This window comes from Cedecea sp. Ae19-4 (genome assembly GCF_059801165.1).
This window is the reverse complement of the sequence record NZ_JBCHWG010000002.1, coordinates 625,937-645,878: the sequence shown is the minus strand read 5'-3', so window position 1 is coordinate 645,878 and position 19,942 is coordinate 625,937. Positions and strand designations below refer to the sequence as shown.

Genomic DNA, 19,942 nt, shown 5'->3' with positions numbered 1-19,942 from the left:
AGATTTACAGGAGCTTGTAATGAAAATTTCCCCCTCGTTGATGTGCATGGATCTGGCAAAATTCCAGGAACAGATTGCGTTTATCGACCTGCACGCGGACTACTTCCATATCGACATTATGGACGGTCACTTTGTGCCGAACCTGACGCTGTCCCCGTTCTTCGTCGGCCAGGTCAGGAAGCTTGCCAGTAAGCCGCTGGACTGCCACTTAATGGTCACCCGTCCGCAGGATTACATCGTCCCACTGGCGGAGGCCGGGGCGGACATTATCACCCTGCACCCGGAAACCATTAACGGCCAGGCCTTCCGCCTCATCGAAGAGATTCGCCGCCACGGCATGAAAGTTGGCCTGATTTTGAACCCGGAAACGCCGGTTGAGGCGATGAAGTACTACATTCATAAGGCAGACAAGGTGACGGTGATGACCGTTGACCCAGGGTTTGCCGGCCAGCCGTTTATCCCGGAAATGCTGGACAAAGTGGCCGAGCTGAAAGCCTGGCGCGAGCGCGAAGGGCTAAGCTACGAGATTGAAATTGACGGTTCCTGCAACGCGGCAACCTATGAACGACTCATGGCCGCCGGGGCAGATGTGTTTATCGTCGGCACTTCCGGGCTGTTTAACCACGCCCGGGATATCGACGAGGCCTGGCAGGTGATGAGCGAGCAGATCCTGGCGGCCAAAGACGAGGTTATGCCCCATGCCAAAACCGCTTAACGTGGTAGCCGGAGTGGATATGGGCGCCACCCATATCCGCCTGTGTTTGCAGGACGAGTCCGGCACGGTGCTGCATTGTGAAAAACAGCGCACGGCAGACATTATCGCAGGGGGCGTGGTCTGCGGGATCGCCCATCTGCTGAACGAGCGGCTAGGCAGCCTTCACGCCCGCTGCCGCGGCATGGTGATGGGGTTCCCGGCGCTGGTGGGCAAAGACAAGCGGACGATCATCTCCACCCCCAATTTGCCGCTTTCCGCGCTGGAACTGAACGAGCTGGCAGGTAAGCTGGAGGATGCTCTCGGCTGCCCGGTCGAGTTTTCTCGGGATGTAAACCTGCAGCTCTCTTTCGATGTCGCGCAAAATGGCCTGCAGCATCAGCAGGTGCTGGGGGCTTATCTCGGCACCGGCATGGGCTTTGCCGTCTGGCTGAACGGCGCCCCCTGGACCGGCGCCCACGGCGTTGCCGGGGAACTGGGCCATATTCCTCAGGGCGATATGCACCTGACCTGCGGCTGCGGCAATGCTGGCTGTCTGGAGACGGTGTGCTCGGGGATAGCCCTGAAACGCTGGTACGACGCCAGCCCGAAAACGTATGGAATTGGCGAGCTGTTTACCTTTGCCGCCCAGGCGCCGTTTGTCGCTGCCCTGATCGACCACGCGGCACGCGCCATCGCCACCAGCATCAACCTGTTCGACCCGGATGCGGTGATCCTCGGCGGCGGAGTGATGGATATGGTCGATTTTCCGCGCGAGGCGCTGGTGGCACAGACGAAACGCTATCTGCGCCGTCCTTTGCCGCATGATGCCGTGCGCTTTATCGACGCGTCTTCCTCGGCCTTCAATGGCGCTCAGGGTGCGGCTACGCTTGCCCGCGCCTGTTTCCTGCCCGCGCTTTACGTAGCGCCTCAGCAAGCTGCGCTCGGGTAAACGGCTTACGCAGCAGCTCCACGTCGGGCAGGTGCTGTTCGCTGCGGCGAAGGTCCTGCCCGCTGATCAGCAGCAAATCCAGGTGAGGATGGTGGCGGCGAGCCTGCTGCAGCACATCCGCGCCGCTTAGCTCGCCGGGCAGCATCAGGTCGCTGATCACGAGGCCGATGTCCGGTACCTCAGCCATTAACTCCAGCGCCTGCTGGCTGTCGCTGGCTTCCAGCGTCAGGTAACCCAGCTCGTGCAGCTGTTCGCACAGCGTCTGGCGCACGTCCGGCTCGTCTTCAAGCACCAGCACAAGCTGGTCGGCGATATCAGCCTGTTCACCGGCCAGCGGCAAGGCTTCCGGCTGCACCTCCGCAGACGCACGAGGCAGTTGCAGTATGACCCGAGTCCCTTTGCCGGGCTCGCTTTCAATCTGCACTCGTCCGCCGGACTGGCGCACAAAGCCATAAACCATCGACAGCCCCAGCCCGCTGCCGCTCCCGGTCTGTTTGGTGGTAAAGAACGGCTCAAACACCTGCGCTTTCACTTCGTCCGTCATGCCGTGGCCAGTGTCGGCCACTTCAATCACCACCATATCCTGTTTGCGCCCTTCGCCACGCACCACGCGCTGGTTCCAGGTGCGGATCTTAATTTCCCCGCTGCGGCCTTCCATCGCATCCCTGGCGTTCATCACCAGGTTGATGATCGCGTTCTCCAACTGGTTGACGTCGATCCACGCGGGCCAGGCGGGCTGCTGGGCTTCAACAGCAAGCGTGAGGTGGGCGGGCAAAGAGTGGCGCATCAGCGGGTCGAGGTTTTCCAGCAGGCTTTTCATCGCCACCGCACGCGGGTGCAGCGATTGCTTACGGGAAAAGGCAAGCAGCCGCTGGGTAAGCTGCGCGCCACGTTCGGCGGCCTTCAGCGCGCGCTGAATGCGCACGGCGTCCGGTGAGTCTGTCGCGGTCAGCTCCAGGCTGCCGATGATCACCGCCAGCAGGTTGTTGAAGTCGTGCGCCAGGCCGCCGGTGAGCTGCCCCACCGCCTTCATTTTTTGACTGTGCACCAGCGCCTCCTCCAGCGCCTTGCGCTCGCTGCGCTCCAGCACCACGTTCACCATGCCCCGCCCCGGCACCGGGCTAAAGCGCAGCTCGATGGTGCGCCCGTCCGCCAGCCTGAGTTCCTGCGGCTTTGGCAGAGGTCGGGAGAGATTGCCGAGCATGTGTTCCTGAAGCGGCGTGACCTGTTTGAGCAGCCCAAGATAGTGCTGGCCGCGCTGCAGGCGCTGCGGATCCAGCCCCAGCAGCAGCGGGTACTGCTGGTTCCACACCACCAGGAAACCGTCGCTGTCGAACAGCGCAAAGCCATCGCGCATGGCGTGGAAGGTGGTTTCCAGCAGGGTACTTTTCTCTTTCAGCAGGCGTGAAGTGTGCTCCAGCGACGCCGTATTGCGGGCAAAGACGTTAAACGCCCTGGCCAGTTCACCCAGCTCATCGCGCCGCTGCTGCGCGGGCACGCTGACCTCTTTTTCACCCTTCGCCAGCCGCGTCATCGCCTGGGAAATGGCCGTTAAGTTAGAGCCGAGGTTGCGGTAGATATACAGCCCGGCGAAGCCAGTGATCACCAGCGCCAGCAGGGCGAACAGGCCGATAAAGGCGATAATGGACTGCAAATCCCGGTGGCTTTGCTGGCTGCGCTGCCGGGATTCTTCCCCGACTTTTTGCACGTACAGGTTGATGTCCTGATTCAGAAAAGCTACCAGCGCTTTGATGTGATACATGTGCCAGGCGATGCCCAGGTCACTCTCCTCAAGCTGGGCGGAGAGCGGTGGCAGCTGCTGCAGGCCGCTTCTGAACTGCTGCAAAATACTGTCCGCCAGCGGCGACGGCGCTCGTTCGGGCAGAAGCCGCATCACTTCGCTCAGCTGGCGTACCGCCGGCCTCGGCGAGGAAGACTGAATCGCCACCAGCATCAGGCGATCCATCTCTTTCAGCAGCGCGGCATCCGGCACGTTCAGCCCTTCGCGCGCGTTAACCTCCTGCAGGTGCTCAAGATAGCTCTGGTTCTGGTACAGGGCGCTTAGCAGCAGGTTGCGCTGCAAGTGGCGGCGGTGCCCCATCACCAGCATGTTGGTGACGCTGCTTTCCAGCTCGTTGCTGCGGGCGATGATCCGGCCGACCAGCTGCGGTTCACGCCGGGCCAGCGGCGCGGTAGCCAGATGAGAAAGCGAGTTTTGCAGCGAAAGCTGGGTCTGTTTCAGGCTTTCCGCTTCGCTCTGGTATTCCAGCGCGCCGACGACCTGAGAAAGCCTGACCGCCGCCGTCGCCACGTTGGAGGTGTCGCGCGCCAGCTCCATGCTGCCGGACATGTCGAGCAGCGTTTGCCCCTGCACCTGTTCCTGGAGGCGGCTGGCGTGTTGAAAACCGAGCACCGCCACGCCGCAGACCATCAGCGTGACCGCCACTACCAGCAGGTTGAAAAACAGCAGGCGGCCACGGGCGCTGGCGAAGAAGGACGGACGAGGCTGGGTCATAGGGGCTCCGTGGTTGTTTTTTTCCCCTCACCCTGACCCTCTCCCCAGAGGGGAGAGGGAAAAAAGGGGGTAACCTCTCCCTAAGTGGCACAGGGAATAAGGGGGCAGCCTCTCCCCAAATACGGACTGAGGCCAAAGCATTGCGTCCCGCCTTTCCCCCTCTCCCTTTCAGGGAGAGAGCCGGGGTGAGGGTCACATATTCACTCCAGTTAAGCATTGCACACCGTCTTTCCCCCTCTCCCTTGCAGGGAGAGGGCCGGGGTGAGGGTCACACATTCACTCCAGTTAAGCATTGCACGAATTTTGATAAATATTTCCACATCGGGAATGTGATCCAGGTTAACTATTCAACTCTATGACAAATATGAACGGCCGCTGACATTTTGCATTTACCGGCGCGTGGTTGACTGGCCTCATAAATAACCACCACAGGCGCCGCACCATGAGCAGAGTCCCCATTCTGGAAATGCGCAATATTGCCAAGTCGTTTGGCAAATTTTATGCGCTTAAAGGCGTCGATTTAACGGTCTTTCCCGGTGAAATCCATGCACTAATGGGCGAGAACGGCGCGGGCAAAAGTACCCTGATGAAGATCCTCGCCGGGGCTTACATCGCCACCAGCGGCGAAGTGCTTATTGACGGTGAGCCCTACGCCATCAAAGGCCCCAAAGATGCCCTCAACGCGGGTATCACGCTGATCTACCAGGAGATGCAGCTCGCGCCAAATCTCACCGTGGCGGAAAACATTTTCCTCGGCAGCGAACTGGCGCGCGGCGGCCTCGTGCAGCGCAAAGAGATGGTACAGCAGGCGCAGGCGGTGATTGACCGCCTCGGCGCGCAGTTCAAAGCCACCGACCTCGTGATGAAGCTCACCATTGCCGAGCAGCAGCAGGTTGAGATTGCCCGCGCGCTCCAGCGCAACAGCCGTATTCTGGTGATGGATGAACCCACCGCCGCCCTCTCCTCTCGCGAAACGCATCGCCTGTTTGAGCTGATTTTCCGCCTGCGCGATGAAGGCATGGCGATTATCTACATCAGCCACCGCATGGCAGAGATTTATGAGCTGTCTGACCGGGTCAGCGTGCTGCGCGACGGCCAGTATGTCGGCAGCCTGACGCGCGAAAACCTGAACGCCAGCGAGCTGGTGAAAATGATGGTGGGTCGGCCCCTTAGCGACCTGTTTAACAAAGAGCGTGATATCCCGCTGGGCAGCCCGCGCCTGAATGTTCATCACCTGACGGACAACGGCAAAGTGCAGCCCGTCAGCCTGCACGTTCGCTCCGGGGAAATAGTCGGCCTGGCCGGGCTGGTAGGCGCGGGACGTTCAGAGCTGGCGCAGTTGATCTTCGGCGTACGCAAACCTGCAGGCGGATCGATTGAGATCGACGGCCAGCCTGTGACGCTGCATTCCCCCCGCGAGGCGATTCAGCACGGCATTGGCTTCCTGACCGAAAACCGCAAAGAGCAGGGGCTGTTCCTTGAGCTGGCCGCGCAGGACAACATCACCATGGCCACGCTTGAGCGTGACGCCCACTTCGGCATGCTCGACCGCAAAAAAGCCCAGACCATTTCAGACGACGCCATCAGCCTGCTGAATATTCGCGTCCCTCACGCGCAGGTTCGTGCCGGGGGTCTTTCCGGAGGCAACCAGCAAAAACTGCTGATTTCCCGCTGGGTTGCCATTGGCCCACGCATCCTGATCCTCGACGAGCCAACGCGCGGCGTGGATGTGGGGGCTAAAAGCGAAATTTACCGCATCATGAACCAGCTGGCCCGCCAGGGCGTGGCCATTTTAATGATTTCCAGCGAGCTGCCCGAAGTGGTGGGCATGAGCGACCGGGTGTACGTCATGCGCGAAGGCAGCATTGCCGGCGAGCTGCTGCGCCACGACATTACACAAGAAAATATTATGACCCTGGCTACCGGCGTGACCGAGGCCCATAAGAAAGAGGTGCACCATGACTAACTCAGGCACGCAACCGGTGGCAAAATCCGCCTCGCTCAAAAAAGCCCTGTTCGGCGATTTGATGCAAACCGTCGGTATTTTGCCGATTCTGGTGCTCATCATTGCCGTCTTTGGCTTTGTCGCCCCTAACTTCTTCACCGAATCTAACCTGCTCAATATCGCTCGCCAGTCGTCTATTAACATCGTGCTGGCGGCAGGGATGACCTTCATCATTCTGACCGGCGGCATCGACCTGTCCGTCGGATCTATCCTCGGCACCACCGCCGTCACGGCGATGGTGGTGTCGCTGATGCCTGGCTGGGAAGGCCTGTCGATTCCGGCGGCGCTGTTGATGGGCACCGGGCTGGGGCTGTTTAACGGCATGTTGGTCGCCTGGGCCGGGCTACCGCCGTTTATCGTCACGCTCGGCACCTATACCGCGCTGCGCGGCGCGGCGTATCTGCTGGCCGACGGCACGACGGTGATTAACTCCAACATCAATTTCGAGTGGATTGGCAACGCCTATCTTGGCCCGGTGCCGTGGCTGGTGGTTATCGCCCTGCTGGTGATTGCGGTGTGCTGGTTCATTCTGCGCCGCACCACGCTGGGCGTTCATATTTACGCGGTGGGTGGCAACATGCAGGCGGCACGCCTGACCGGCATCAAAGTGTGGATGGTGCTGCTGTTCGTGTACGGCATGAGCGGGCTGCTTTCCGGCCTGGGCGGCATCATGAGTGCGTCACGGCTATACAGCGCCAACGGTAACCTCGGCGTGGGCTACGAGCTGGACGCCATCGCCGCCGTTATCCTCGGCGGAACCAGCTTCGTGGGCGGGATTGGCACCATCACCGGCACGCTGGTGGGGGCGCTGATTATCGCCACGCTCAACAACGGCATGACGCTGATGGGCGTCTCCTATTTCTGGCAATTGGTGATCAAAGGGGCGGTGATCATCATAGCGGTGCTGATTGACAAATACCGTACCCGTCACAATCAAAGTGCATAACAACAAAACCCTACCCTACGAGTGAGGAAAACAGCATGCGTTTGAAACCTATAGTTACTGCGTTACTGGCTGGTGCAATGATCGCAGGCGCGCCGTTTGCCCAGGCGAAAGAGTTAAAGTCGATCGGCGTGACGGTGGGCGACCTCGCCAACCCGTTCTTCGTGCAGATCACCAAAGGTGCCGAGCTGGAAGCCCGCAAGCTCGCCGGTGATAACGTGAAAGTGACGCTGGTCTCCAGCGGCTACGATCTCGGCCAGCAGGTGGCGCAGATCGATAACTTCATTGCCGCGAAGGTGGACATGATCATTCTTAACGCCGCGGATTCCAAAGGGATCGGCCCGGCGGTAAAACGCGCGAAAGACGCCGGGATCGTCGTTGTGGCGGTGGACGTTGCGGCAGACGGCGCCGATGCCACGATCACTTCCGATAACACTCAGGCCGGGCAAATGGCCTGTAAATACATTTCGGATCGCCTGAAAGACAAAGGCAATGTGGTGATCATTAACGGGCCGCCGGTTTCCGCCGTGCAGAACCGCGTTGAGGGCTGCGAAACCGAATTCAAAAAACACCCGGACATTAAGATCCTTTCGTCTAACCAGAATGCTAAGGGCAGCCGCGAAGGTGGCCTGGAAGTGATGACCTCGCTGCTGGCGGCAAATCCGAAGATCGACGGCGTGTTTGCGATCAACGATCCGACGGCGATCGGGGCCGATCTGGCGGCAAAACAAGCTCAACGTAACGAGTTCTTCATTGTCGGCGTGGACGGCAGCCCGGACGGTGAAGAAGCCCTGAAGCGCGGCGGCAGCTCGCTGTTTGTGGCGACCCCGGCTCAGGATCCGCAGGTGATGGCGGCGAAAGCGGTCGAGATCGGCTATGACATTTTGCAGGGCAAACCCGCGCCGAAAGGCCCGGTGCTGATCCCGGTGACGATGATCGATAAGAGCAATATCGGCAGCTACAAAGGGTGGACGGTGAAGTAATTTGCCCCTCACCCCGGCCCTCTCCCCAAAGGGGGGAGGGCGAAAATGGTTAGTCCTCTCTCCCTTCCAGGGTTAGGGTGAGAATTTATCCTCTCCGGTCGAGTCAGAACGCCGCCAGTCCCCTCTCCCTCCAGGAAGAGGGTTAGGGTGAGGGTCCACATCAAAGGAAGGCCAGATGAAACGCTCCGAGGTCAATCAGTACCTGAATGAAACCCGGCAGTTTTTTGCCCGCCACGGGGTGCAACTGCCCCCGTTCGCCAGCTTCTCGCCGCAAAAATGGCTGCAGGTTAACCCCCGCAGCTGGCAGGAGGTATTCGATCTGAAACTCGGGTGGGACATCACCGACTTCGGCGGCGGCGACTTCCTGACCATGGGCCTGACGCTGTTTACCCTGCGCAATGGCTCGCCGGAAGGCGCGCCCTACGCCAAATCCTACGCAGAGAAAGTCATGCACGTGCGTGATAACCAGATGACGCCGATGCATTTTCACTGGAGCAAACAGGAGGACATCATCAACCGCGGCGGCGGGAACTTGATTGTCGAACTGTGGCAGTCAGATCCCTTCGAACAGCCTGACGAAACAGACATCACGGTGGTGATTGACGGCTGCCGCCAGACGCACGCGGCGGGCAGCCAGCTGCGCTTATCGCCCGGAGAAAGCATCAGCCTGGTGCCGGAGATGTACCACAGCTTTTGGGGTGAGCCGGGCTACGGCGACGTGCTGGTCGGCGAAGTGTCGATGGTCAACGATGACGACCACGACAATCGCTTTTTAAAACCGCTTGAGCGCTTCAGCACCCTTACCGAAGATACCTCCCCGGACCTGCTTTTGTGCCATGAGTACCGGCAGTTTATCTAGCCGGAAAGCTTTGCGGCCGCCACGGCGGAATCTGCCACGGCCGCTTTGCCTCTGGCAAGCATCAGGCGTTCATATTCAGCTAAACCGGACAGGCCCTTGCCGTGAAGCGCGGTGGCAAGATCGGCGGCATCTTTCAACGCAGTATTAGCCCCTATGCCACCGGCCGGACTCATGGCGTGGACGGCATCGCCCAGCAGGGTGACGTTTCCGGGCTGCCAGACAATATTCGAATTGCCGTAGCGGACCGGCAGCGTCGCAATATGTTCTGGCAAAGTCCGTTGTATAAGCTTTTGCAGCATCGGGGGAAGAGACAAGCTGTCGAAGGGAACAGCTAACCGTGAACCGGGGCCGATCAGCGCCCAGTAAAGATAATCTTCGGTCTGCGTGAGACTGCCGTTAAAACCCGCCTTTGCCGCGAGCGCTGTAAAATCCTGCCGAAAGCGCATTTCATCAATAATGGCGCTGAATCCGTCGCAAAACAGCACGTTAGTGCCTTCGTACAACGCCTTCTCCACCGTTAAAGCGCTTTTGCCATACAGGCAGAGATAGCCCGAATCCGCCGGCACGGCATCAGGGGCAAGCTGTTCCCTGACCCGTGAATTGACGCCGTCCGCGCCGACCAGAAGCTGGCAGCTTGCGTCAGCCGTATGAGCAAACCTTAGCCCTACCCGGCCTTCACTTTCCTGATGGTAACCCTCTAAAGCGTGTCCGTAGCGCAGAGCCCCCTCGAGGCCACACATCAGGATTTCCCGCAGGGTCTGGCGATGAATGCTTAAATCTGGGGCAAGATCGGGGTTTTGTTCAGCCCGATGCCAGCCTTCAGGCTGACGGCCATTAGCCTGTTGTCCGGTTCTATCCAAATAACGTCCTTCCGTACTGGCTACCGAGGCCGTTTGTCGAAAGAGTTGATAAAGCGCAGGAGGCAACACCCTGGCAAGTGCCTGCTGCCCTTGGCCGTCGATTCTAATCCGGTAGCCCTGGATACGGCTGTCGGGCGCCGGATCTGCCTCGTAAACGGTGGCGCTGATTCCATGGCTTTTCAGGCCCTGAGCCAGCGCCAGCCCGCCCAGTCCCGCACCAATAATTGCAACGCCTGAAGTACTCATGAGGTTTCCTCTGTGGTTTGTTCTGGTTCCACAAAAGAGTTGCACGGCTCGCCCGCGCAAGGATAACGTTATACGGACGATAAATAGTGAAAACCGGCCATGATAAAACATCCTCCTCAGCCACCAGCCCCCGATTACAGCGAATGGCTTAGCGGCCCGGCGCTGATTGCCCTTGAAGGCAGCGTCGCCCCTGAAAGTGAATATCTGCTCGGCACGCGGGAAGTGGCCTGGCACCAGCACCTGCGCGGCCAGGTTTTTTGCGTGGAGTCTGGCTTACTGCACGTTCACACCGCTGACGGAGCCTGGTTTTTGCCTCCCCATCGCGCCAGCTGGCTGCCGCCGGGCGTAATCCACAAGGTCAGCATCAGCGGAGCCGTAAAAGGCTGGACGCTGCTGATTACGCCTGAAAGCTGCTCGGGGTTGCCGGAAAAGCCCTGCGTGATTGCCGTTTCGGAGGTACTTCACGCGCTCGCCCGTCGCGCCTGCGAATGGGATAAGCAGGCAAAACCCGAGCCGGAACATCAGCGTATGGCCGCCGTTATTTACGATGAGATTTGCCGCGCACCGCACGAGGCGCTGCATTTGCCAATGCCGACAGATCATCGGCTGAAAAAAGTGGCTTCTGCACTGCTCGCTAACCCCGGCGATGAGCGGACTTTTGAAGCCTGGGCGGCATTCGGCGCGCTTTCGCCCCGCACTCTGCGTCGCCTTTTTGTGGCAGAAACCGGCCTAAATTTTGCCCAATGGCGGAGGCAGGTCCGGCTGACCCACGGGCTGGATAAGCTGGCACAAGGCATGTCGGTATCGGAGGTTTCAGAATTACTGGGCTACGCCTCTCCGGGCAATTTTATCCATATGTTCAAAAATGCCTTTGGCACTTCACCGGCCCGCTACTTTTCGACCGGGAACTAGACGCTAAACCGCATTATTCTCGCCGTGAGTGATATCGGCGGCAAAAACGTAGCCCACGCCGCGGATGGTGCGAATCAGCGTGGGCTGGTGCGGGTTGACCTCAATTTTGCGCCGCAGCCGCATGATTAATACGTCGATAGTGCGGTCGAACACTTCCAGGCTTTCGCTGTGGGTGAGCTCGAGCAACTTTTCCCGCGACAGCACTTTCCTGGCGTTCTGCACCAGGGAAAGCAGCAGGCCATATTCGCCCTGAGTGAGATCAACCTGCTGTTGCTGAGCATTCATCAACTGGCAGCGGTCGGTGTCCAGCCGCCAGCCGTTAAACTGCAGCCCGCTGGTTTTGGTCGGGCTGCTTTCTACGGCCAGCGCCCCGCTGCGCCTCAGCACCGCTTTGACTCGGGCCACCACCACGCGCCCATTGAACGGTTTGGCGATGTAGTCATCGGCGCCCATTTCCAGGCCCACGACGACGTCGGACTCGCTGCCCATGCCGGTCAGCATCACCACCGGCAAAGCGGAACGCAGTTTCTGCACCTGCTGAAGTACCAGCAGGCCGTTGGTATCCGGCAGCATCATATCCAGCAAAATCAGCGCGACAGAAGGCTCTGCCGCCACAATCTGCAGCGCTTCATTACCGCTATGGCACACAAGCACGTCAAAGACATGTTCACTGAGCACGTCGCGCAGCACGTCGCAAATGGCCTTGTCGTCATCCACCACCAGGATTGCAGGTTTCATTATTTTCTCCGGAGGGGAGGAGGTTCTTTTTAGTGTGAGCGATTGTTGATTGCGCGCCGCAGAAAGAACACAGATCCATGTAGAATTTTCTATCACTGTCACAAATGGCCGTCAGTTCGACACGTCATTTATGACGAAATCCTGCTTCTCTCGTCAGTGCTCTCGTCGGATCCCCCAGAACCCTGCGTCATTACCCATGCATTCTATGTGGCATAGATAATGCATTGAGTGGCTCAGCAAGGCGGTTTGCTTTTATCGCCGCACTTAAATGACAGCATTGACTGGAGCAACATGATGAAAAAAGTCGTCACGGTTTGCCCCTATTGCGCCTCGGGTTGCAAGATAAACCTGGTGGTGGATAACGGCAAAATCGTCAAGGCGGAAGGCGCACAGGGTAAAACCAACCAGGGCGACCTGTGCCTGAAGGGGTATTACGGTTGGGATTTTATCACCGACACCAAAATCCTTACCCCGCGCTTGAAAACCCCGATGATTCGCCGCGAGCGAGGCGGCAAGATGGAAGCCGTATCCTGGGACGAAGCGCTGGATTACGTCAGCTCACGCCTGAGCGAGATCAAAGCCAAGTATGGCCCGAACGCCATTCAAACCACCGGCTCTTCACGCGGAACAGGCAACGAAACCAACTATGTAATGCAAAAATTTGCGCGCGCCGTTATTGGAACCAATAACGTCGATTGCTGCGCACGTGTCTGACACGGCCCATCGGTTGCAGGTCTGCACCAGTCGGTCGGGAATGGCGCGATGAGTAACTCTATCGTCGAGATTGAGGATACTGATTTAGTCTTTGTGTTCGGGTACAACCCAGCAGATTCACACCCTATCGTGGCTAATCGCGTGATTAAGGCAAAGCAGAAAGGGGCTCAGATTATCGTTGTCGATCCGCGCAAAATTGAAACCGCGCGCATTGCCGATATGCATTTAAGGTTACGCAACGGCTCAAACATCGCGCTGCTGAATGCGATTGGCCACGTCATTATTGAAGAGAATCTTTACGACCACGCTTTCGTCGCTTCTCGTACCGAGGGCTTCGAGGAATATCGCAAAATTGTTGAAGGCTACACGCCGGAATCCGTAGAGGAAATCACGGGCGTCAGCGCCGGGGAAATCCGTGCGGCGGCGCGCATGTACGCCAAAGCCAAAACGGCCACCATCCTGTGGGGCATGGGCGTGACCCAGTTCTATCAGGGCGTGGAAACCGTACGCTCGCTCACCAGCCTGGCGCTGATGACCGGCAACCTCGGCAAGCCTAACGTGGGCGTGAACCCGGTTCGCGGCCAGAACAACGTGCAGGGTGCCTGCGATATGGGCGCGCTGCCGGACATGTTCCCCGGCAACCAGTATGTTCGTGACGCGGAAACCCGCAGTAAATTTGCAGCAGCCTGGGGCGTTGACGCGCTGCCGGAAGCTAACGGCTACCGCATCAGCGAACTGCCTCACCGGGTTGAGCACGGGGAAGTTCGCGCGGCCTATATTATGGGGGAAGATCCGCTCCAGACCGACGCCGAGCTTTCCGCCGTGCGCAAAGCGTTTGCCGGGCTTGAGCTGGTGATTGTGCAGGACATCTTCATGACTAAAACCGCCGCCGAGGCCGACGTTATTTTACCGTCCACCTCATGGGGCGAGCATGAAGGCGTCTTCACCGCCGCCGACCGCGGTTTCCAGCGCTTCTTTAAAGCGGTTGAGCCGAAGTGGGATCTCAAAACGGACTGGCAGATTATCAGTGAAATCGCCACCCGCATGGGCTACCCGATGCACTACAGCAACACCCAGGAAATCTGGGACGAGCTGCGCCACCTGTGTCCGGACTTCTACGGGGCAACCTACGAGAAGATGGGCGAGCTGGGCTATATCCAGTGGCCTTGCCGGGACACATCTGACGCGGATCAGGGGACTTCTTACCTTTATGAAAGCAAGTTTGAGCGCCCTAACGGCCGGGGGCAGTTCTTCACCTGCGACTGGGCACCGCCTATCGATCGCGTCACCGACGAGTACCCGATGGTGCTTTCTACGGTGCGTGAAGTGGGTCACTACTCCTGCCGTTCAATGACCGGGAACTGTGCGGCACTGGCCGCGCTGGCCGATGAACCGGGCTATGCACAAATCCACGTCGAAGATGCCGCCCGGCTGGGCATTGAAGATGATGCGCTGATTTGGGTGAATTCGCGCAAAGGCCGGGTTATTACCCGGGCAGCGGTCAGCGAGCGTCCGAATAAAGGCGCAGTTTACATGACCTATCAGTGGTGGATTGGTGCCTGTAATGAACTGGTGACGGAGAACCTGAGCCCGATAACCAAAACGCCGGAGTACAAGTACTGCGCCGTGCGCGTCGAGCCGATCGTCGACCAGCAGGCCGCCGAGCAGTATGTGATTGATGAGTACAATAAGCTGAAGGCCCGGCTGCGCGAAAGCGCGATGGGGTAAAACATCCCCTCACCCTAACCCTCTCCCCTTTGGGGAGAGGGCCGGGGTGAGGGGCTTTACTTAACTGTTCGCCTTACTGTCAAACTTCCCAAAAAGCTCACGCTCATAGGCCTGGGCTTTTTTATGGTCGAATTTATGTTCCCACTTGGCGATAACCAGCACCGCCAGCGCGTTGCCGACCACGTTCAGCGCGGTACGCGCCATATCCAGAATACGGTCAACCCCGGCAATAAACGCCAGCCCTTCCAGCGGAATACCGACGCTGCCAAGCGTGGCCAGCAGCACCACGAAAGAGACGCCCGGCACGCCGGCAATCCCCTTTGAGGTCACCATCAGCGTCAGCACCAGAATGATTTCCTGCCACAGCGACAGCTCAATGCCGTACAGCTGAGCGATGAAGATCGCCGCAATGCTCTGATAAAGCGTGGAACCGTCCAGGTTAAACGAGTAACCGGTCGGCACCACGAAGCTGGTGATCGACGCCGGAGCACCATAGGCTTCCATCTTCTCGATGATGCGTGGCAGCACGCTCTCGGAGCTGGCGGTAGAGAACGCCAGAATCAGTTCGTCTTTCAGGATGCGCATCAGGATGGTGATTTTCAGCCCGCACAGGCGCGCCACCGCGCCCAGCACCACCAGCGCAAAGAAGGCAATCGCCACATACACCAGCACCACCAGCTTCAGCAGCGGCCAGAGCGAGGCAAAGCCAAAGTTCGCAACGGTCACGGAAATCAGCGCGAAAACACCCACCGGCGCATAGCGCATCACCATGTGCGTCACTTTGAACATGGTTTCAGAGATGGAGCGGAAGACGGTCACCAGCGGCTCGCGGTGAGTCGCGGGCAGCGACGACAGCCCCAGGCCAAACAGCACCGAGAAGAAGATGATCGGCAGCATCTCGCCCTTCGCCATTGATGCCACAATGTTGGTAGGCACGAGTGACAGAATAGTCCCCATCAGGCCATGAGCATGGCTTTGTACGTCCTGCGCCGTGTGCTGGTATTTCGAAATATCCACGGTAGCAAGCTGTGACATATCTATGCCGTGGCCCGGCTGGAAAACATTCGCGAGCGTAATGCCCAGAATGATGGCAACCGTCGTGATCACTTCGAAATAAATGATGGTTTTAGCGCCGATGCGGCCAAGCTGCTTGGCGTCGCCGACGCCCGCAATCCCGACCACCAGGGTGGAGATCACAATCGGCACGACGATCATTTTGATCAGGTGGATAAAGATATCACCCGCCGGTGACAGCAGGTTAGCGACCAGCCATTCACGGCTATCACTTTGATAATGCAGAAAACTTCCCAGGATAATGCCCAGCACCAGCGCCAGCAAGATTTGCCAGGCCAGGCTCATTTTAAAGTTTTTCATAACGACGACAGTTCCTCAAAAAAACGCCATTCCCATGCTGTTGACTCAGGAGAAGGTCACAAACTGAAAGGGGGTATGACAAACATCAGGTGTTAAGCGGGGTTTTTTAAAGCAACGTATCAGTACCATCCCGATAGCCTGCTGCGCAACCCTTCATTTTTAGGGTTATGCACTTACATTGCATAGATAAACAGGATTTTGCGGAGGAATATGAATATAACTTATTGTTATGGAAAAAAATTCATTATTTGTTTTTGGAAATAAGTACCAAAGGTAATTATTTCTTATGATTCATCTGTTTGAACAATTTTTGTGCAATTATTTTAATGCGTGATCTGCCGCCCAAAAAGTAAACAAAGCTGCCAATACCCCTACTATTAACGTTTGTGTGACATATTATTAACATCCTAAAGGAGAAAAAAAGCCATGAGCCAAGTACACAAACACGCTATTCCCGCAAACATTGCGGACCGTTGCCTGATAAACCCGGAGCAGTACCAGGCCATGTATCAACAGTCGATACAGGACCCGGATGCGTTTTGGGGCGAACAAGGGAAAATTCTCGACTGGATCAAACCGTACCAAAAGGTGAAAAACACCTCTTTTGCGCCGGGAAACATCTCTATCAAGTGGTATGAGGACGGGACGCTTAATTTAGCCGCAAACTGCCTCGACCGGCACCTAAAAGAACGGGGCGATCAAACCGCCATTATCTGGGAAGGAGATGACGCGACCCAGAGCAAAAACATCACTTATCGCGAGCTGCATCGCGATGTCTGCCGTTTTGCCAACACTTTGGTTGAACTGGGCATTAAGAAAGGCGATGTTGTCGCGATTTATATGCCAATGGTGCCGGAAGCCGCCGTTGCCATGCTGGCCTGCGCGCGCATTGGCGCCGTGCATTCCGTGATCTTTGGCGGTTTCTCGCCGGAAGCCGTAGCCGGACGCATCATCGACTCCAGCTCTCGCCTGGTGATCACCGCCAATGAAGGCGTGCGCGCCGGGCGCTCAATTCCGCTGAAAAAGAACGTGGATGACGCGCTTAAAAACCCAAATGTGAAAACCGTTGAGCACGTTATTGTCCTGAAGCGCACCGGCGGCAAAATCAACTGGCACCAGAATCGCGACCTGTGGTGGCACGAGCTGACAGAGAAAGCCAGCGACCAGCACCAGCCGGTGGAAATGAACGCTGAAGATCCGCTGTTCATCCTCTATACCTCCGGCTCCACCGGTAAGCCAAAAGGCGTGCTGCACACCACCGGCGGCTATCTGGTGTATGCCGCGACCACCTTTAAATATGTCTTCGACTACCATCCGGGCGATGTCTACTGGTGTACCGCCGACGTGGGCTGGGTGACCGGGCACAGCTACCTGCTTTACGGCCCGCTGGCCTGCGGCGCGATCACGCTGATGTTTGAGGGCGTGCCTAACTGGCCGAAGCCAAACCGCATGGCGCAGGTGGTCGACAAACATAAGGTGAATATTCTCTACACCGCGCCAACCGCCATTCGTGCGCTGATGGCCGAAGGGGATAAAGCCACCGAAGGTACCGACCGCACTTCGCTGCGTATTCTTGGTTCCGTGGGCGAGCCCATCAACCCGGAAGCCTGGGAGTGGTACTGGAAGCACATCGGCAATGAGAAATGCCCGGTGATGGACACCTGGTGGCAGACGGAAACCGGTGGCTTTATGATCACCCCGCTGCCCGGCGCGACCGAGCTGAAAGCGGGCTCCGCGACTCAGCCGTTCTTTGGCGTTCAGCCCGCGTTGGTCGATAACGAAGGCAATCCGCAGCTGGGTGCTACCGAAGGCAACCTGACCATTACCGATTCCTGGCCAGGCCAGGCACGCACGCTGTTCGGGGATCACGAGCGCTTCGAGCAGACTTACTTCTCCACTTTCAAAAACATGTACTTCAGCGGCGACGGCGCGCGCCGTGACGAAGACGGTTATTACTGGATCACCGGCCGCGTAGATGACGTGCTGAACGTGTCCGGCCATCGCCTGGGTACCGCCGAGATTGAATCAGCGCTGGTGTCGCATCCGAAGATTGCCGAAGCCGCGGTGGTGGGGATTCCGCACAACATTAAAGGCCAGGCGATTTACGCCTACGTGACGCTGAACCACGGCGAAGAGCCGACGCCGGAGCTGTACGCCGAGGTGCGCAATTGGGTGCGGAAAGAGATTGGCCCGCTTGCCACGCCGGACGTTCTGCACTGGACCGATTCGCTGCCGAAAACCCGCTCCGGTAAGATCATGCGCCGTATTTTGCGCAAGATTGCCTCCGGCGACACCAGCAACCTGGGTGATACCTCCACCCTCGCCGACCCGGGCGTAGTAGAAAAACTGCTGGAAGAAAAACAGGCTTTATCCATACCTTCGTAACCTTGTTCTACCCCTCTCCCCACTGGGGAGAGGGAATAAAAAAACCTACAAAAACCTCTGGAGATTCTGTGATGAATGACACCATTTATCAGCGGATAGAAAGCAGTGCGCATTTCAGGGAGTTGGTTTCCAAAAGGCAACGGTTTGCCGCCCTTCTGTCACTGATTATGTTAGTGATTTACGTTGGTTTTATTTTGCTGATTGCCTTCGCACCGGCGTGGCTTGGCACCCCGCTGCATGACGGCACCAGCGTCACGCGGGGCATCCCTATTGGCATCGGCGTGATCGTTATTTCCTTCCTGCTCACCGGAATTTATGTCTGGCGTGCTAACGGCGAATTTGACCGCCTGAATAACGAAGTGCTGCGTGAAGTGGGGGTTAAATGAAGCGTTTTCTTACGGTCTTTGCCGCTCTGCTGCCGGCCGGTGCCTTTGCCGCCGATGCCATAACCGGCGACGTGCAGCGCCAGCCAACCAACTGGCAGGCGATCATCATGTTCCTGATTTTCGTCGCGCTGACGCTGTATATCACTTACTGGGCGTCCAAGCGCGTTCGCTCCCGCAGCGACTATTACACCGCGGGCGGCAACATTACCGGTTTCCAGAATGGCCTTGCGATTGCCGGTGACTTCATGTCGGCGGCCTCGTTCCTCGGAATTTCCGCGCTGGTGTACACCTCCGGCTACGACGGCCTGATCTACTCCCTGGGTTTCCTGGTCGGCTGGCCGATTATCCTGTTCCTGATTGCCGAGCGCCTGCGTAACCTGGGCCGCTATACCTTTGCCGATGTGGCGTCGTATCGCCTCAAGCAGGGGCCAATCCGCACGCTGTCGGCCTGCGGGTCGCTGGTGGTGGTCGCCCTTTATCTGATTGCCCAGATGGTTGGCGCCGGGAAGCTCATCGAGCTGCTGTTCGGCCTGAACTACCACGTCGCCGTGGTGCTGGTGGGTGTGCTGATGGTGATGTACGTGCTGTTTGGCGGCATGCTGGCGACGACCTGGGTGCAAATCATCAAGGCCGTGCTGCTGCTGTTCGGCGCAAGTTTCATGGCGTTTATGGTGATGAAGCACGTCGGCTTCAGCTTCAACAACCTGTTCAATGAGGCAATGGCGGTTCACCCTAAAGGCGCGGCGATCATGAGCCCTGGCGGGCTGGTGAAAGACCCTATTTCTGCGCTGTCTCTGGGCCTCGGCCTGATGTTTGGCACCGCTGGCCTGCCGCATATTCTGATGCGCTTCTTCACCGTGAGCGACGCCCGCGAAGCGCGTAAAAGCGTGTTTTACGCCACCGGCTTCATGGGTTACTTCTACATTCTGACCTTTATCATCGGTTTTGGCGCCATTATGTTAGTAGGTGCTAACCCAGCGTTTAAAGACGCGGCGGGCGCGCTGATTGGCGGCAACAATATGGCGGCGGTTCATCTTGCCGACGCGGTGGGCGGGAACCTGTTCCTCGGCTTTATCTCTGCGGTTGCCTTCGCCACCATCCTCGCGGTTGTAGCCGGGTTAACGCTGGCGGGCGCTTCGGCGGTATCTCACGACCTTTACGCCAACGTCTTCCGCAAAGGCGCGTCCGAACGCGATGAGCTGAAAGTGTCGAAAATCACCGTTCTGGTGCTGGGCGTGGTGGCTATCCTGCTGGGTATTCTGTTTGAAAAACAGAACATTGCTTTCATGGTGGGGCTGGCATTCTCCATTGCCGCGAGCTGTAACTTCCCGATTATCCTGCTGTCGATGTACTGGTCGAAGCTGACCACGCGCGGCGCAATGATTGGCGGCTGGCTCGGCCTGCTGACGGCGGTGGTGCTGATGATTCTGGGCCCGACTATCTGGGTGCAGATCCTCGGCCATGAAAAAGCGGTCTTCCCGTATGAATACCCGGCGCTGTTCTCTATTCTGATTGCGTTTGTCGGCATCTGGCTGTTCTCGATTACCGATAATACGCCGGAAGGTAAGCTGGAGCGGGAGAAGTTCCGCGCGCAGTTTATTCGTTCTCAAACCGGTATCGGCATCGATCAGGGGCGGGCTCACTAGTTAGT

Annotated in this window: 15 protein-coding genes; 11 read left to right on the top strand and 4 right to left on the bottom strand. The window is 58.0% G+C overall.

Translation table 11 applies throughout. The features are described from left to right. The first annotated feature begins 19 nt into the window (after positions 1–19). Together alsE and alsK are read left to right on the top strand one after the other, a co-directional pair. Positions 20–715 (top strand): D-allulose 6-phosphate 3-epimerase, encoded by a 696-nt coding sequence (alsE, locus tag AAIE02_RS15795; RefSeq protein ID WP_008455746.1) that lies wholly within the window; start codon positions 20–22, stop codon positions 713–715. Then, entirely contained in the window at positions 699–1,643 is a 945-nt protein-coding gene (gene alsK, locus AAIE02_RS15790; RefSeq protein WP_498532874.1) for an allose kinase, read from the top strand. The genes alsE and alsK overlap by 17 nt, the downstream gene beginning before the upstream one ends. Here the strand turns inward: alsK and AAIE02_RS15785 are convergent. After that, a complete protein-coding gene (locus tag AAIE02_RS15785) occupies positions 1,576–4,158 on the bottom strand; it encodes an ATP-binding protein (protein ID WP_336818251.1) in 2,583 nt (860 codons plus the stop codon). The genes alsK and AAIE02_RS15785 overlap by 68 nt on opposite strands. Before the next feature lie 442 nt (positions 4,159–4,600). Here AAIE02_RS15785 and AAIE02_RS15780 point away from each other — a divergent pair, with 442 nt between their 5' ends. The 4 genes from AAIE02_RS15780 to AAIE02_RS15765 all read left to right on the top strand — a co-directional run bounded on the left by AAIE02_RS15780 (position 4,601) and on the right by AAIE02_RS15765 (position 8,948). Continuing rightward, a complete protein-coding gene (locus AAIE02_RS15780; RefSeq protein ID WP_166877515.1) occupies positions 4,601–6,124 on the top strand; it encodes a sugar ABC transporter ATP-binding protein in 1,524 nt (507 codons plus the stop codon). After that, complete coding sequence (locus AAIE02_RS15775; RefSeq protein ID WP_008455753.1) at positions 6,117–7,109, top strand: ABC transporter permease subunit; 993 nt, start codon at positions 6,117–6,119, stop codon at positions 7,107–7,109. The genes AAIE02_RS15780 and AAIE02_RS15775 overlap by 8 nt, the downstream gene beginning before the upstream one ends. A gap of 35 nt (positions 7,110–7,144) precedes the next feature. Then, a complete protein-coding gene (locus tag AAIE02_RS15770) occupies positions 7,145–8,089 on the top strand; it encodes an ABC transporter substrate-binding protein (RefSeq protein WP_008455755.1) in 945 nt (314 codons plus the stop codon). Between the two features lie 175 nt (positions 8,090–8,264). Continuing rightward, positions 8,265–8,948, top strand: a complete 684-nt coding sequence (locus AAIE02_RS15765) for a D-lyxose/D-mannose isomerase (protein ID WP_008455757.1) — start codon at positions 8,265–8,267, stop codon at positions 8,946–8,948. Here AAIE02_RS15765 and AAIE02_RS15760 read toward each other — a convergent pair. Beyond that, complete coding sequence (locus AAIE02_RS15760) at positions 8,945–10,054, bottom strand: FAD-dependent oxidoreductase (RefSeq protein ID WP_498532873.1); 1,110 nt, start codon at positions 10,052–10,054, stop codon at positions 8,945–8,947. The genes AAIE02_RS15765 and AAIE02_RS15760 overlap by 4 nt on opposite strands. 99 nt (positions 10,055–10,153) lie before the next feature. On the opposite strand from AAIE02_RS15760, the gene AAIE02_RS15755 reads away from it, so the two are divergent. Then, the gene (locus AAIE02_RS15755; RefSeq protein ID WP_008455760.1) at positions 10,154–10,966 is read left to right on the top strand and encodes an AraC family transcriptional regulator; all 813 of its coding nucleotides are present in this window, start codon (positions 10,154–10,156) and stop codon (positions 10,964–10,966) included. A 3-nt stretch (positions 10,967–10,969) separates the two neighbouring features. Here AAIE02_RS15755 and AAIE02_RS15750 read toward each other — a convergent pair whose 3' ends face one another. Continuing rightward, positions 10,970–11,704, bottom strand: coding sequence for a response regulator (locus AAIE02_RS15750; RefSeq protein ID WP_498532872.1), 735 nt, complete (start codon positions 11,702–11,704; stop codon positions 10,970–10,972). Between the two features lie 294 nt (positions 11,705–11,998). Here AAIE02_RS15750 and fdhF point away from each other — a divergent pair, with 294 nt between their 5' ends. Further along, on the top strand, positions 11,999–14,146 hold the full coding sequence (gene fdhF / locus AAIE02_RS15745) for a formate dehydrogenase subunit alpha (protein ID WP_498532986.1): 2,148 nt from the start codon (positions 11,999–12,001) through the stop codon (positions 14,144–14,146). A gap of 60 nt (positions 14,147–14,206) precedes the next feature. On the opposite strand, the gene gltP is transcribed toward fdhF, so the two are convergent. Further along, positions 14,207–15,520 carry a glutamate/aspartate:proton symporter GltP gene (gene gltP, locus AAIE02_RS15740; RefSeq protein WP_166993113.1) on the bottom strand — a complete coding sequence of 438 codons (1,314 nt, stop codon included), beginning with the start codon at positions 15,518–15,520 and terminating at the stop codon, positions 14,207–14,209. 426 nt (positions 15,521–15,946) lie between these two features. Between gltP and acs the strand changes: the two genes are divergently transcribed. The 3 genes from acs to actP all read left to right on the top strand — a co-directional run bounded on the left by acs (position 15,947) and on the right by actP (position 19,937). Continuing rightward, the gene (gene acs, locus AAIE02_RS15735) at positions 15,947–17,905 is read left to right on the top strand and encodes an acetate--CoA ligase (protein WP_498532871.1); all 1,959 of its coding nucleotides are present in this window, start codon (positions 15,947–15,949) and stop codon (positions 17,903–17,905) included. 71 nt (positions 17,906–17,976) lie between these two features. Further along, positions 17,977–18,291, top strand: a complete 315-nt coding sequence (locus AAIE02_RS15730; RefSeq protein ID WP_008455772.1) for a DUF485 domain-containing protein — start codon at positions 17,977–17,979, stop codon at positions 18,289–18,291. Continuing rightward, positions 18,288–19,937, top strand: a complete 1,650-nt coding sequence (gene actP / locus AAIE02_RS15725) for a cation/acetate symporter ActP (protein WP_336709044.1) — start codon at positions 18,288–18,290, stop codon at positions 19,935–19,937. The genes AAIE02_RS15730 and actP overlap by 4 nt, the downstream gene beginning before the upstream one ends. Positions 19,938–19,942 lie beyond the last annotated feature (5 nt).

What these genes read in the sequence shown, in the direction of transcription:
- alsK (WP_498532874.1), top strand. Translation starts at nt 699, where the DNA reads ATGCCAAAACCGCTTAACGTGGTAGCCGGAGTGGATATGGGCGCCACC.
- AAIE02_RS15755 (WP_008455760.1), top strand. Translation starts at nt 10,154, where the DNA reads ATGATAAAACATCCTCCTCAGCCACCAGCCCCCGATTACAGCGAATGG.
- AAIE02_RS15765 (WP_008455757.1), top strand. Translation starts at nt 8,265, where the DNA reads ATGAAACGCTCCGAGGTCAATCAGTACCTGAATGAAACCCGGCAGTTT.
- AAIE02_RS15760 (WP_498532873.1), bottom strand. Translation starts at nt 10,054, where the DNA reads ATGAGTACTTCAGGCGTTGCAATTATTGGTGCGGGACTGGGCGGGCTG.
- actP (WP_336709044.1), top strand. Translation starts at nt 18,288, where the DNA reads ATGAAGCGTTTTCTTACGGTCTTTGCCGCTCTGCTGCCGGCCGGTGCC.
- AAIE02_RS15780 (WP_166877515.1), top strand. Translation starts at nt 4,601, where the DNA reads ATGAGCAGAGTCCCCATTCTGGAAATGCGCAATATTGCCAAGTCGTTT.
- AAIE02_RS15785 (WP_336818251.1), bottom strand. Translation starts at nt 4,158, where the DNA reads ATGACCCAGCCTCGTCCGTCCTTCTTCGCCAGCGCCCGTGGCCGCCTG.
- AAIE02_RS15750 (WP_498532872.1), bottom strand. Translation starts at nt 11,704, where the DNA reads ATGAAACCTGCAATCCTGGTGGTGGATGACGACAAGGCCATTTGCGAC.
- alsE (WP_008455746.1), top strand. Translation starts at nt 20, where the DNA reads ATGAAAATTTCCCCCTCGTTGATGTGCATGGATCTGGCAAAATTCCAG.
- AAIE02_RS15775 (WP_008455753.1), top strand. Translation starts at nt 6,117, where the DNA reads ATGACTAACTCAGGCACGCAACCGGTGGCAAAATCCGCCTCGCTCAAA.
- AAIE02_RS15770 (WP_008455755.1), top strand. Translation starts at nt 7,145, where the DNA reads ATGCGTTTGAAACCTATAGTTACTGCGTTACTGGCTGGTGCAATGATC.
- acs (WP_498532871.1), top strand. Translation starts at nt 15,947, where the DNA reads ATGAGCCAAGTACACAAACACGCTATTCCCGCAAACATTGCGGACCGT.
- AAIE02_RS15730 (WP_008455772.1), top strand. Translation starts at nt 17,977, where the DNA reads ATGAATGACACCATTTATCAGCGGATAGAAAGCAGTGCGCATTTCAGG.
- gltP (WP_166993113.1), bottom strand. Translation starts at nt 15,520, where the DNA reads ATGAAAAACTTTAAAATGAGCCTGGCCTGGCAAATCTTGCTGGCGCTG.